Here is a 12,763-nt window from a genome sequence, read left to right on the forward strand (position 1 = left end):
GAAGCCGATCCAACTGACAACTCCAGACATCGATATGCCCGCCCCCGAATTCGCTCTTCTCCAAAGTTGGCAGCACAACGCCCAATCCTGGATCGAAGCCATCCGCACCGGCGCCATCGAAAGCCGTCTGAAAGTCACCGACCAGGCCATCCTGTTGGCAGTTATAGGCCGCCAGCCCGAGAACGTGCTCGACCTCGGCTGCGGCGAGGGGTGGTTGTTGCGGGCGCTGGCTGGACGGGGTATCACGGCGATCGGTGTGGACGGTGATCCGACACTGGTAAAAGCGGCGCGGGCAGCGGGTTCTTCACCGGTCCATCTGGCGAGCTATGAAGCGTTGGTGGAAGCGAAGGTGAACGTCGGCCGCGACTACGACCTGATCTGCGCCAACTTCGCACTGTTGCACCAGGACATTATCCCCCTGCTCGCCGCCATGAACGCCCTGCTCGTCCCTGGCGGCACGCTGGTGATCCAGACGCTGCATCCGTGGACCGCAGCGGCGGGCGACTATCAGGATGGTTGGCGGGAAGAGACCTTCGCCGGGTTCGAGGGGCTGTGGCAACCCATGCCGTGGTACTTTCGCACCTTGTCCAGTTGGCTGAATGCGCTGGATATAGGCGGCTTTCGCCTGGTCGGCTTGCAAGAGCCGCAGCACCCGCAAAGTCCTGTGCCGCAGTCGCTGCTGCTGGTGGCCGAGCAACGGGGGTAAGAGCCGCCGGCTTCAATCTAGAGCATTTTCTCCAGGCCGATCTTGTCGCTGAGCCAGGCCTTGAAGCTGCGCCATTTGCCGCCCGGCTCCTCATGCAAGGTATGCCGGCGGCCGTCGTCTTCGGCGATCCAGACAATTTCGCCGTTTTCCAGCCGGGCCTGGTAACTCACGGCTGGTGCCATGCCCTCAAGCGCCAGGTCGCGCATGTAGCCGGCCAATTCAGGGCTGTCGACCAGCACCCCGACTTCAGTGTTCCAAAACACTGAACGCGGGTCAAAATTGAAGGAGCCGATGAACACCTTTTGCTTGTCCAGGATCATGGCCTTGGTGTGCAAGCTGGAGTCCGAGCCACCACTGAAGCCACGGAAAGAACCGCCACTGGGGTCGTCCTGCTGGCGCCGCAGTTCATAGAGTTTCACACCATGTTCGAGCAGGGTCTTGCGGTAAGGCGCATAGCCGCCATGCACCGCCGGTACATCGGTGGCTTCCAGTGAGTTGGTCAACAGGCGCACATCAACACCGGCATCGGCACGACCAATGAGGTAGCTCATGCCCGGCTTTTGCGGGACGAAATAGGCCGAGATCAGGATGAACTCCTTACTGACGCCGTCGAGCGCAGGTCGCAGTTGTGTGGCCATCAATAGAGAGCGGGCCGGTTCGTCGTCAGCCAGTACCTTGCTCGGCGCGTCCCACATCGCCTGGCTATGGGCCCAGATCAACTGCTTACGCCAAATATTAAGTTGCGGTTGAGTCCGGTAGGTCATGAGGTGGTCGTACAAGGCCTTGTTCTCGGTACGTGCAAGCTGGAGCGATTGTTCGAGGCGTTGGCGACTCTTTAGCAAGTCTTCAGCGGTTGGCTTGTTGAGCACCAAGTCACTGATTGGCTGGCTCAGGGAACTATTCCAGTACTGATCGAAGCTGTGGCCCAACTGCTCGGCGACCGGGCCGATGCATAGCAGGTCCATGTCGGTGAAATTGAGATCGGGCTTGGCGTCGAAATATTCATCCCCCAGGTTGCGTCCGCCGACGATGGCCGCGCTGTTGTCGGCCACCCACAGTTTGTTGTGCATGCGCCGGTGCTGTTGGGAAAGATTAAGCAGACGGCCCATGGTTCGGGTCACCAGGGTGCTGCGCCCCAGATGCAGAGGGTTGAAGACGCGGATATAGATGTTGGGGTGCACGGCCAGGGTAGCGATGACTTCTTCCTGGCCGTCGCTGGCCGTGTCATCGAGCAAGATGCGTATCCGTACGCCGCGATCGGCTGCCAACAACAATTCACGCACCAGTGCCCGGGTGCTGAGACCGTTATGCACGATGTAGTACTGCAGATCGACGCTTTTCTGCGCATTGCGGATCAACTCGGCGCGCGCACGGAACGCTTCACTGCTGTTAGGCAACAGGCGAAAACCCGAGCGCCCCTCATGCGGCGCGGCCTGCGCCTGAATGGAGCGCCCGAATGACGAATCATCGGCAGGTATTGTCTCGCTGAAGTCGTGTGGCAAGGGCGTTGTGGCACAGCCGGCAACCAGCAGTGCGAGCAACAGTGCGGGGAGAAACCAGGAGATGGACAAGGGGCTCGTCCTCAACCTCAACGGGTGTAGTTTTGACGGTACTTGACCTATGCCGAAAAAATACAGCCCACGGCACTCTGCAGACCTAATTCCAGTAAAGCCCGGTTCGAGCGAAGCGTGTCGATATTTACCGGTGGTTTCTCCCAGAGCATGAAACCACCCTGGGCCAGCTGGCATGAGTTCCGGGGGCGATTCGCGCGTACGTCACGGGAACTGTTCAACTTATTCAAACGCCCCTGTGCGCACCTCGCCCTGGCTGACATAGCGGGCGATCAGCACACCGCCTGGCGTGCTGATCGAATGCGCCAGCGTGAACGCCAACGCTTGTGCAGTGTCGTCGAACAAGCGCTTGCCGCGGCCCAGCACCACGGGGAAAATCATAAGCCTGAGCTCGTCCACCAACCTGGCGGCAAGCAGTTGGCGCACCAGATCGCCGCTGCCCTGCGTCAAGAGATCAGCGCCGTCCTCCTGCTTGAGCGCGCGTATCGCGTCGGCCAGATTTCCCTGCAAAGCATGACTGTTGTGCCAATCGAGCGTATCGGGGTGATGCGTAGCGACGTGCTTGGGCACGTTGTTGAACAGATCAGCAATGGCGTGGCTTTTTGAATCGGCCTGTCTGTGCGGCCAGTAAGCGGCAAAGATGTCGTAGGTACGCCGCCCCAGCAGCAACTCGAACGGCTTCGCGAACAGGTCCTGTATGGCCTGGCCGGAGACGTTGTCGGCGTAGGGCACGATCCAGCCACCCAAGCGAAATCCGCCGCTGGTGTCTTCTTCAGGCCCGCCGGGCGCTTGCATAACACCATCCAGACTCATGAATGCGGCAACGGTAAGCTTGCGCATAGCCTTCTTCTCCCAGTGAGTACTCGTACAGGGAAAGCCTGGGGTCACAGTAACCCGACAGCCTCATTCCATGATGGATAGTCGAACAAGCCGCTGCGAAATCGACAGCGCGATGCACGGATCACACCTGACTATCCGAACACTACATTCGGCTCGCTTCACTCATGGATGTGGAAGGATTGGAGTGATAACCACCGCCTAACGCCTTGATCAGCGCCACCTCGCTTTCCAGACGCTGACCCTGCAACAAGGCCAGGCTGCTCTGCTCGGCCAACAGCGGCAGGTTCGCTTCCAATGCCACGACCCGACCTAACAGGCCGCGTTGATAATGCGCCTCGGCACTGTCACGGTTGAACAGAAAATTACCGATTCGAGCTTGCTGTAACCTCTCCTCCGCGTCCAACCCTTGCAACTTGCTTCCGGCTACGGCGACGTCACGAACGGCGTCAAGCACCGCTTGGTTGTACTGTTGCACGAGGGTGTTGCTCAGGCTTTGGGTGTTTGCCAGTTCGGCATTCAGGCGACCGCCATCAAAGATTGGCAGGGTCACGCCCGGGATCAGATTGATTTGTCGACTGTCGTGGTCCCACAGGTCCCCCATGTGCAAGGCGTCGGCACCGAAGAACGCCTTGATGTCAAAACTCGGATAAAAGGCTGCCTTGGCCGCATCGATATTTGAATAAGACGACTGCACCAGCCAGCGCATGGCCTGCAAATCCGGACGTCGCGCCAGCAATTCGTAACCCAGGCTTTGCGGCACGCCATAGGCATGTTCCGGCAGTGTTCTCGGCTTCAATGGCAGCGAGACCTCAGCGCCGACGCCGAGCAATGCTCGCATGGCCTCGCGCAGTTGCTGCGTCTGGCTGCGCAAAGAGGCAATCTGACGATCGATCAATGCCTGGTTGCTCAGTGCCAGTTGCTTCTGCGGCTGCGCCTCCAGACCACGCTCAATGAGCGCTTGATGCGCGGCCACCACTTCGGCGGCAATGGTCGACATTTGTTCAAGGTTGGCCAGCAGTTGCTGAGCTGTCTGGATCTGGAAATACAGTAGGCTAACGCCGCTGGACACTTCCAGTTCGACCCAGGCCGCTTCAGCCTGACGCGCATTGCGCACACCCAAGGCCGCGTCTACTTGCGCGCGCTGGCGCCCCCAGAGATCGAGTTGGTACGTGCCGCCGAGTCCCACTATGCCCTCGGTGTACCAGGGGCCAGTGAGGCCGAGGTGCGGTTCGTTTCGCGCAAAAGGACCGAGAAAGCCGTTGGCGGAGACGTGCTGGCGGTTGACCAGCCCGACCAGCTCGACTTGCACGCCGGTCAGGGATTTCACCGAGGCTGCCTGGGCGCGGGCCTGATCAATATGACTGCGAGCAATGGCGATGCCCGGAGCCTGATCGAAGGCCATGTCGATCAACTGGTTGAGCTGCGGGTCCTGATAGCGTGCCCACCAACGCGCCTCGGGCCAACCTTCGCGGGCCAGGTGCAGGTCATCCGAAAGCCGAATACTGGCCGGGTTGCGCTGCGGCACCAGCTCGCCCTCCTCGCGAATCAGTGCGCATCCGCCGAAAATCAGGCTGATGCCGAGCAGCGCGCACAAACGAGCACCGGCGTTCATGAGCGCAGCTCCGCCAGCGTCCTCGTTTCGAATGACTGCCAATCCGGTAGGGAATCAAACTGACGACGCAGCTCCTGCAGCTCGAGTAACAGCGCGTCACCGCCCGGTTCCTCTTCAATTGGCGGATCGAATGGCGGCAAGGCACCCAGCGCAACCGCCGGATCCAGCATGTGAGTCGCGTAGCTGACCAGCCATGCCCCCAATTGCGCCTGATGCTGGTCCAGCCAGGCCCGCAGCGACATCGGCAGTTCGGCGTTGAGTGCCGCACGGTTGCGCTGTAACTGGCCAGTCAACAAAAGGATCTGCCGTGCCTTGGCCAACAGCGTCTGCGTGAACAGAGTCAGTTCTTCGTGCTCACCCTGTTGGCAACCAGGCTCCAGCGCGACCCGGGCGAGCATAGCCTCGCAATCAGCCAGTTGACCCCAACTGCGCAAACTCGATTCGTGCAAAGTTTGCGTCGATGCACTGGACGCGAGTGCTCGCAATAATCCGGCGATGCTCTGCAGGATTGCGCTCAGGCGCCGACGCAAACTGTCACCCTCACTTTCCGGCCATAGCAGAGCATGCACCAGTGTGCTGACCAGAACACCGAGAATAATACCCACCAGACGGTCACGGATCTCGGTGAGATCGGTCGTCGGTCCGAACTGTTCGAGCAAGGCCAGTGCGAAACAAAACATGATCTGCAAACCCGCATAGCTGATGCGCTCAGAACCCGCCGCAACCCAGGCACCGAGACCGATCACCGGCAGGCTCATGAGCAACAAGCCGACCAACGTATCGACGCCCGGAATGACAAAGACCATGCACAGCAGTGCCATCGCACTCCCCAGCAGACAACCGCCAATGCGCAACACGCCTTTCTGGGTCGAGGCGCCGAGGCTGGGCAAGGCGATGATCACGCAGGTCAGCATCACGGTGTGGATGCCCGGCCAGTCCACCGCGTTGTAGAACACATAGCAAAACAGCGTAGCCAGCCAGGTTTTTAAGGCAAAAAACAGGTAATTGGGATTACTGAAGGCATCGCTTGCCAATAGCGGTTCCTTCACCGGCGTGTTGCTGGCCGGGATCTCACGCTCGCTCACGGCCAGGGTGCGCAATGCGTCGCGCATCTCCTCCAGCGCTGGAGGCATCAGCGGTCGCGCCAATGCCGTGCTGCGCAACAACAGCGCCGCAATGGGGTCAACCTCGATGGCCTTGGCCAGCGCCGCGCAATCCTGGCGTAACGCCGCCAGCGCCTCGATATCAGAGACGACGCCGTTCAAGGACGCGGCAGCGGCATGCAACCGGCTTACACAGATGATCAGCGCCAAATGCTGCACCTCATGGGCGCGATAGCCAGCATCACGCATGCTCGCAAACTTCAGCAGTCTGTGCAGGCCTAGCACGCCCTGCTGCACGTCAGTCGCGCTGATCACAGGAATCTTCGCCCGCCCCTCCTCCAACGCGAACAGACACGCCTCGACCTTCGCCAACTGCCGCTGCATGGCCTCGCGCAATAGCTGCTGCGGTTCTTGTGGCAACAGCAACGTATTGACCAGCAGGGTGACCAGCGTCGGATAAACCACGGCCATCCATACCCACAGACAACCCCGTAACAGCAACTCGGGCTGCGCAACGAGATCTACCAGGCTCTGGACGTAAATAGTGACGATAGCGACCACGAAAAACAGCGGGCCAAGGCGCGTGGCGCGCATGCCGAACAGGCTGACAAGAAAGACCGCACTGGCACAAAGGATGCGCAGCAGCGGATAGCCATAAGTGAACTTGAGCAGAAGGATTGCAATACCGATGGCAAGCGTCGCGCTGACGATGAACAGGATGCCGGCCATCCTTGTCAGGACCACGTTGGTCTGGCTGACGAAGAACACCATGATCAGTGACAGTGCCAGCAGCGGTACTTCAAGACTCATCGAAAGAATGATGACCAGCGTACACGCCAGCAGATTGCGCAGTAATGCGTTGCTGCGCCCGGGAAAGGCCGCCAACTCCGCGACGAGAAAGCGCCAGAACCGCTTAAACCAGCCATCTACAATAGTCATTGCCGCTTACCTTCGCCGCTATCGGTATGGATCACGGCCACCGCCGATGCACCGATACGGAACAACTCCGGGTCGGGCTGATCGACTCGAATGCGCACCGGAAAACGTTGGGCCACCCGCACCCAGTTGATGGTTCGCGCGACTTTGGGCAGTCCACTGACTTGAGCGCCGCCATCGTCAGGAAAAACCCCAAAGCCTATGGAGTCGACGGTACCGCTGAATGCACGCCCGCTGTCGCTCATCAGATAGAGCGTGCTGCGGTTGCCGGTATGGATGTTGTGCAGTTCGGTCTCGCGAAAGTTCGCTACTACGTACCAGTGCCGCGTATCGATCAGACTGAACAACGGATGCCCGGCGGCCGCAAACTGGCCGTCGGAGGTCGTCAGACCGACGATTCGGCCGTCGAAGGGCGCGCGCATGACGCTGTGTTCCAGATCCAGTTCGGCGCGGGCTATTTGCGCCTGGATCACTGCTCGTTTGGCCACTAACGCATCAACCCCACTGACGGCAGAGGCGGCTTGTTTGACCTGTAGCTGCGCGGCGTTTAATTCGGCTCGGGCGCTCTTGGCGGCGGTGCGCGCCTGGTCCACCTGCTCCTCAGACACGTAGCCGCGTGATAGCAGCGGTTCGATCCGGCGCAGGGTGTCCGCGGTCTGGGCCGCAGTCGCTCTGGCCCGTTCGATGCTGGCTTGTACGGCGTCAGAATTGAATTGCTGGGCATCGACCTGGCGCTGGCTGAGGATGATTTCCTGGTTCAGCGCTTGCATCGACGCTTGAGTCTGGTCGAGGACGTCCTGATAGGGACGTGCATCAATGCGCAGGAGTACATCCCCTTGCTTCACCTGCTGGTTTTCGTGCACCGGTAGCTCGACGATGCTGCCGCTCACCTCGGGGGTGACGCTGATGGTATCGGCGTAGGCATAGGCGTCATCGGTGCGTGGCGCATTGTCGAGCCGCCAGACCACCCCTATCAGCAGGACCAGCGTCAGCCCCAGCAGCACCAGTACCAGAACGCGCCGGGGCAGCGGCTTTACAGCTTTTTCGCTCATGGTCGGCGACTCCCGGTCAGGACTGGAAGAACAGCAGCCAGGCGCTCAAGGCGAAGAGCGCAGTCAGCATGGGATAAAACAGCGCTGGGGGCGCCAGCCAGGCACTGTAGCCGAGCCGAGCCAGCAATTTATTGATAATCAGGACAAGCAGCGCAGCGCCAAGAATGCAGAACAGCCAGTCAGGGAAAAACGCTCCCAGCACGGGCACCGAAGACGCATTGGAACAGGCGGATAGCGCCAGCGACAGCAGAACAATGCCGCCGTGCCAGCTACTCGTCTTCTTTCCCTTATGGCTCATCAAGGCTTCTCCACCGCAGGAAAACCCGAGTATTAACAGACGACGAACTACGGCCTCAGTAGTGTACGTCGCTTGGTCATTTCATGGTCGTGTCTTGGGCGCGAGCGTTCTTTATAGCTCACAAAGATGGGAGTTTCATTGCTACACTGCGCCACCGTTTCGACTTTCGATTTGCTCAATTGCAAGGCACTTCTATATTGAGGGGGTGCTCTGAACTTCCTGCCTCCTGTTGAGCCTTGGCCCATGGCAAATACTGATCAATTGATCATCTGCGAGCACTGCGACTGTGTGTATGAAAAAGTCACGCTCGTTGAACACCAGAAAACCCTGTGTACGTGCTGCGGCGCCGTGCTGCAGCGCTATAACCGCATGACGGTGGAGCAACGACTGGCGTTGACCTTCGCGGCCTTGATGCTATGGATTTTCGCCAACCTGTATCCCGTCATGACCATCAGCCTGAAAGGCGTTAGAAACAGCGCAACACTGTGGGATTCGGTATTGGCCTTGAGCCTTGGGCCGATCACCTTCATCGCGTTGGTCGCTGCGATCGCGATGATCCTCGCGCCGATTTTCCAACTCTTGCTGCTGATCTGGGTCCTGGGTTTCGCCCTCACGCACCGACGTTCGCCCGGGTTTAAATTCTGCATGCGCTGGCTGGAAGCCCTTCGGCCCTGGAGCATGCTGGAAGTCTGCTTTCTGGCGGCGATGGTCGCGGTCATCAAACTCGCCGGATTTCTCGACGTGCTGCCGGGCATCGGCCTGTTTGCCCTGGCCGTGCTCAGCCTGATGATGATCCGCATCGCCGGGCGCGATATCCGCGAATTATGGGACATCTTATGAACACGCCCCCGGTCGCCAGCGATCTCAACCTGTGCCTGTGTCATAGCTGCGGCAAGACCTGCGACATGACCGATAATCCACACGAATGCGAACGCTGTGGCGCTCCGTTGCATCGGCGTAAAACCAATTCGCTGGCCCGCACGTGGGCCTTTATGTTCACGGCCCTGGCGTTTTACGTCCCGGCCAATCTGTTGCCGGTCATGAACACCCAGATGCTCGGCAACGGCGCCGACAGCACGATCATGAGCGGTGTACTGGAGTTTTGGGCGGCCGGCGCCTGGGACATCGCGCTGATCATTTTTATCGCCAGCATCGCGGTGCCGGGCATCAAGTTCGTAGCCCTTACGTTTTTACTGGTGTCCGTGCATCGCGACAGCCTCTGGGCGCGCAAGGAGCGGTCACAGTTGTACCGCGTCGTCGAGGTCATCGGTTACTGGTCAATGCTCGACGTGATCGTGGTGGCACTGGTGGCCTCACTGGTGAAGTTCAAAGCCCTGGCCGACATCGAACCGCGCGCGGGTATTCTGTTTTTTGGTTTGGTGGTGGTGTTCACCATGCTGTCGGCGATGAGTTTCGACCCGCGCCTGATTTGGGATAAAACACGGGGAAACCCCCAAAACGAGGAGGTCATGGATGAAGTCGCAAGCCACTGAAGGTCCACAAGCCCCCGGCCAGGCCCCAGTCAAGACTGGTCGTAGCGTCTCGCTGGTCTGGATCGTCCCAATTGTTGCGGTATTGGTGGGTATATCACTGGTGGTCCACAGCATTTTGCAGGAAGGCCCGACCATCACCGTCATGTTCAAGACCGGAGATGGCCTGACAGCCAACAAGACCGAGGTCAAATACCGCAGTGTAGTTATCGGCCAGGTTTCGGACGTGGAGTTGAGCAGCGACCAGAAGAGTGTCAACGCCACGATCAAACTGACCAAACAGGCCGAAGGTTTCACCCGTTCAGACTCGCAGTTCTGGGTCGTGCGTCCGCGCATCGGTGCCGGTGGGGTTTCGGGGATTGATACGTTGCTGTCCGGGGATTACATCGGCGCTGATATCGGTCAGGCCAATGACCGCGCGAAAAACTTCAAGGGCCTGGAAATCCCGCCGGCCATCACTTATGGCGAACCGGGCAAGCGTTTCACCTTGCACACAGAGGACCTGGGGTCGCTGGACGTCGGTTCGCCGGTGTATTACCGCAAGATTCCGGTCGGTCAGGTGGTGGCCTATGCGCTGGACCCGGATGGCAAAGGGGTGAACATCGACCTGTTCATCCATGCGCCCAATGACCAATACGTCACTGAAAACACCCGATTCTGGAATGCCAGCGGTGTGGACGTGAGCATCGATGCCAACGGTGTTGATGTCAAAACTGAATCGTTGTCCTCCTTGCTGGTGGGCGGTATTGCCTTCCGCGCGCCGGAATACAACCCCAACGACAAACCTGCCCCCGAAGAGTATGCCTACGAGCTGTTCGAGGATCAGCAAAGCGCCCTAGCCCCGCCCAATGGCAAGGCGCAATTCCTGGCCTTGCGTTTCGATCAGGCCATGCGTGGGTTGAAGGTCGATGCGCCGGTGGAATTCCTGGGCATCGAAATCGGCAAGGTAGTGTCGGTCAATCTGGATTTCGACGAGAAAAAACGCAGTTTTCCGGTCAATGTCGGCATCGTGATCTACCCGCAGCGTCTGGGTCAGGCCCACACCAAGATGATCAAGGCGCTCAATCATGACCCCAATGACGAAGCCGCTGGCGTTCGGATGATTGGCTCCTTCATCGAAAACGGCCTGCGTGCTCAGGCCCGCACTGGCAACCTGTTGACCGGTCAGTTGTACATCGCCCTGGACTTCTACCCTAAAGCAGACAAAGTGGCCTTCGATGCGACCGCGCGCCCGGTCATGATCCCAACGGTTCCGGGCAGCCTCGAACAATTGCAGGAAAAACTCGAATCCATGGTCGACAAGGTCAACAAACTGCCGATCGAGCGCATTGCCGGCAACCTCGACAGCAACCTGGTGGAAGTGCGCAAAGGGCTGGTCAAATTCAACAGCAAGACACTGCCCGGCGTCGATACTGCCCTGTCGGACGTCAGCAAGACCTTGCTGTCGGCCAACTCGACCCTGCAATCGGCCAACGCCACCATTACCGAGGGTTCGCCATCACGGGAGAAGCTCGGGCAGACTCTGGAAGAGCTGGAAAGCGCGGCGCGATCATTGCGTGGACTGGCGGATTACCTGATCCGGCATCCGGAGTCACTGATTCGTGGTCGACCGAAAAACGCCTCGGCACAGGACCTGAATCAATGACCGCGCAGCAGAAGAAAGGAGCAACATGTATGGCTTTTTCGCCGAAGCTCACCTTGGTCGCTGCGCTCCTGCTGCTCGCGGCCTGCCGCAGTGAACCTGTTCACTACCACACCCTGATGCCACCACACACAGTTGGTGCAACGCACAGTAACGTTGTGGTCATCGAGATTGAGAGCCTCAGTGTACCGGCGCAAGTCGACCGGCCACAGGTGGTTATTCGCCAAGGCAACAGCGGCCTGGTGCTGCTTGAATCCGAATGGTGGGGGGCATCGCTGGGAGAGGAGTTCCGCAGTGCCCTGGTGGATCAATTGGCCAACCTCAACCCCCAGCGCAAGCTGTCGCTGCGCATCGATGTACTGCGTTTTGATTCCTTTCCCGGGCAATACGGGCTGATTGATGTGACTTGGCGCTTGCGCGCCGCCAATGAAGTCAATGGCGCGTCTATCACCTGTCGTAGCATCCTGCAAACGCCTTCGGGGGGGAGCATTGAAGATCTGGCCCTGGCTCAGCAAAATAACGTCAAGCGCCTGGCTGCGCTGATCGGCCAGGCGGCCAAGGGGACACAACAAAGTTGCCCGCCCCCTGCCTGACGCCACTTCTTGCGCGCCCCGGTATTGTTCAGCGGTGCCACTGCGACCACTGAACAATATCGTGTGGTGTTTTTATTTCGACAGCCCTGCGTTTCAAACAACTTGGTAAAAGGCAAGGGTTTTCAATAACCAGGTAAGTATGCCTGCCATCCTGCTGCGCAATTTTTTCACATTCGTTTCACTCCTCCGCTACCTGTACATCTCTAGTGTTGCCCGCATCTTTCCCACAATAGATAACGAATGAAACATGACTTCGCGCAGAGTAAAACTGGCATCGCTGATCGCAACCGTGGTGGCTGTCATAGTGGTCACAGGCTTTGTCTTGTGGACCAAATCGCCCACCCACCTGGCCAACGCAAATCCCTCCGCCAAGGCAGAACTCTTGAAAGACTGGCAGGCTGGCGAAGTGGTAGCGCTGGTTCGTCACGCCGAGCGGTGCGACCAATCCAGTAACCCTTGCCTGGGGCCGGCCGATGGTATTACCCGGTTCGGCAACGAGTCTTCCACTGCGGTAGGCCAGCACTTTATGCGCCTGGGCATGGCGCAGACCGACGTGTTGAGCAGCCCGGCAACGCGGACAGTACAAACGTCGCACGCCATGTTCGGCACAGACCCGGTGAGTCAGGAATGGCTGGTCACTTGTGGCAAAACACTGCGCAACGATGTGGTGGCGCACAAGCAAGCCCATCGTAATCTGGTACTGGTCTCTCACAGTGGCTGCATTGGCGACTTTTTAGCCGATACCGGTTTCCCGCACGCGGCAAAGAGTGAATATGGCAGTTCACTGTTCTTGCGCATTGACACTAACGGGCAACTTCAGGTGCTGGGCATTGTTAATCCCGAAGACTGGAACGCTTTGCAGGGAAAATAAACAACCGCTACTTGCCAACCGTAAACAGCAGCCGTCGACTCAATTCGAG

General features: G+C 59.0%; 12 protein-coding genes. 6 read left to right on the forward strand and 6 right to left on the reverse strand.

Going from position 1 to position 12,763, the window contains the following annotated elements:
* Positions 1 to 34 precede the first annotated feature (34 nt).
* Positions 35 to 706 (forward strand): class I SAM-dependent methyltransferase, encoded by a 672-nt coding sequence (locus tag ACWGZX_RS29970; RefSeq protein WP_452629086.1) that lies wholly within the window; start codon positions 35 to 37, stop codon positions 704 to 706.
* Positions 707 to 723: 17 nt separating this feature from the next.
* Here the strand turns inward: ACWGZX_RS29970 and ACWGZX_RS29975 are convergent, their stop codons facing one another.
* The 6 genes from ACWGZX_RS29975 to ACWGZX_RS30000 all read right to left on the reverse strand — a co-directional run bounded on the left by ACWGZX_RS29975 (position 724) and on the right by ACWGZX_RS30000 (position 8,118).
* A complete protein-coding gene (locus ACWGZX_RS29975) occupies positions 724 to 2,277 on the reverse strand; it encodes a phospholipase D-like domain-containing protein (RefSeq protein ID WP_452626641.1) in 1,554 nt (517 codons plus the stop codon).
* A gap of 222 nt (positions 2,278 to 2,499) precedes the next feature.
* A complete protein-coding gene (locus tag ACWGZX_RS29980) occupies positions 2,500 to 3,117 on the reverse strand; it encodes a dihydrofolate reductase family protein (RefSeq protein WP_452626642.1) in 618 nt (205 codons plus the stop codon).
* 142 nt (positions 3,118 to 3,259) lie between these two features.
* Positions 3,260 to 4,729 carry an efflux transporter outer membrane subunit gene (locus ACWGZX_RS29985; RefSeq protein WP_452626643.1) on the reverse strand — a complete coding sequence of 490 codons (1,470 nt, stop codon included), beginning with the start codon at positions 4,727 to 4,729 and terminating at the stop codon, positions 3,260 to 3,262.
* Positions 4,726 to 6,771, reverse strand: coding sequence for an FUSC family protein (locus ACWGZX_RS29990; protein ID WP_452626644.1), 2,046 nt, complete (start codon positions 6,769 to 6,771; stop codon positions 4,726 to 4,728). Before ACWGZX_RS29990 ends, ACWGZX_RS29985 begins: the two co-directional genes overlap by 4 nt.
* The gene (gene mdtN, locus ACWGZX_RS29995) at positions 6,768 to 7,820 is read right to left on the reverse strand and encodes a multidrug transporter subunit MdtN (RefSeq protein WP_452626645.1); all 1,053 of its coding nucleotides are present in this window, start codon (positions 7,818 to 7,820) and stop codon (positions 6,768 to 6,770) included. Before mdtN ends, ACWGZX_RS29990 begins: the two co-directional genes overlap by 4 nt.
* 16 nt (positions 7,821 to 7,836) lie before the next feature.
* Positions 7,837 to 8,118, reverse strand: a complete 282-nt coding sequence (locus ACWGZX_RS30000) for a YtcA family lipoprotein (protein ID WP_452626646.1) — start codon at positions 8,116 to 8,118, stop codon at positions 7,837 to 7,839.
* Between the two features lie 243 nt (positions 8,119 to 8,361).
* On the opposite strand from ACWGZX_RS30000, the gene ACWGZX_RS30005 reads away from it, so the two are divergent.
* From ACWGZX_RS30005 to pmrG, 5 genes are all read left to right on the forward strand, one after another.
* Entirely contained in the window at positions 8,362 to 8,958 is a 597-nt protein-coding gene (locus tag ACWGZX_RS30005) for a paraquat-inducible protein A (protein WP_223513692.1), read from the forward strand.
* Positions 8,955 to 9,611, forward strand: a complete 657-nt coding sequence (locus tag ACWGZX_RS30010; RefSeq protein WP_452626647.1) for a paraquat-inducible protein A — start codon at positions 8,955 to 8,957, stop codon at positions 9,609 to 9,611. The genes ACWGZX_RS30005 and ACWGZX_RS30010 overlap by 4 nt, the downstream gene beginning before the upstream one ends.
* A complete protein-coding gene (locus ACWGZX_RS30015; protein ID WP_223513686.1) occupies positions 9,592 to 11,253 on the forward strand; it encodes a PqiB family protein in 1,662 nt (553 codons plus the stop codon). Before ACWGZX_RS30010 ends, ACWGZX_RS30015 begins: the two co-directional genes overlap by 20 nt.
* Positions 11,254 to 11,282: 29 nt before the next feature.
* The gene (locus ACWGZX_RS30020) at positions 11,283 to 11,843 is read left to right on the forward strand and encodes a PqiC family protein (RefSeq protein WP_223513905.1); all 561 of its coding nucleotides are present in this window, start codon (positions 11,283 to 11,285) and stop codon (positions 11,841 to 11,843) included.
* A 247-nt stretch (positions 11,844 to 12,090) separates the two neighbouring features.
* Entirely contained in the window at positions 12,091 to 12,714 is a 624-nt protein-coding gene (gene pmrG, locus ACWGZX_RS30025) for a lipopolysaccharide core heptose(II)-phosphate phosphatase PmrG (RefSeq protein ID WP_223513902.1), read from the forward strand.
* Positions 12,715 to 12,763 lie beyond the last annotated feature (49 nt).

The sequence above is a fragment of the Pseudomonas sp. CLCA07 genome, from assembly GCF_053615335.1.

What these genes read in the sequence shown, in the direction of transcription:
- ACWGZX_RS29970 (WP_452629086.1), top strand. Translation starts at nt 35, where the DNA reads ATGCCCGCCCCCGAATTCGCTCTTCTCCAAAGTTGGCAGCACAACGCC.
- ACWGZX_RS29980 (WP_452626642.1), bottom strand. Translation starts at nt 3,117, where the DNA reads ATGCGCAAGCTTACCGTTGCCGCATTCATGAGTCTGGATGGTGTTATG.
- ACWGZX_RS29985 (WP_452626643.1), bottom strand. Translation starts at nt 4,729, where the DNA reads ATGAACGCCGGTGCTCGTTTGTGCGCGCTGCTCGGCATCAGCCTGATT.
- ACWGZX_RS29990 (WP_452626644.1), bottom strand. Translation starts at nt 6,771, where the DNA reads ATGACTATTGTAGATGGCTGGTTTAAGCGGTTCTGGCGCTTTCTCGTC.
- mdtN (WP_452626645.1), bottom strand. Translation starts at nt 7,820, where the DNA reads ATGAGCGAAAAAGCTGTAAAGCCGCTGCCCCGGCGCGTTCTGGTACTG.
- ACWGZX_RS30000 (WP_452626646.1), bottom strand. Translation starts at nt 8,118, where the DNA reads ATGAGCCATAAGGGAAAGAAGACGAGTAGCTGGCACGGCGGCATTGTT.
- ACWGZX_RS30005 (WP_223513692.1), top strand. Translation starts at nt 8,362, where the DNA reads ATGGCAAATACTGATCAATTGATCATCTGCGAGCACTGCGACTGTGTG.
- ACWGZX_RS30010 (WP_452626647.1), top strand. Translation starts at nt 8,955, where the DNA reads ATGAACACGCCCCCGGTCGCCAGCGATCTCAACCTGTGCCTGTGTCAT.
- ACWGZX_RS30015 (WP_223513686.1), top strand. Translation starts at nt 9,592, where the DNA reads ATGAAGTCGCAAGCCACTGAAGGTCCACAAGCCCCCGGCCAGGCCCCA.
- ACWGZX_RS30020 (WP_223513905.1), top strand. Translation starts at nt 11,283, where the DNA reads ATGGCTTTTTCGCCGAAGCTCACCTTGGTCGCTGCGCTCCTGCTGCTC.
- pmrG (WP_223513902.1), top strand. Translation starts at nt 12,091, where the DNA reads ATGACTTCGCGCAGAGTAAAACTGGCATCGCTGATCGCAACCGTGGTG.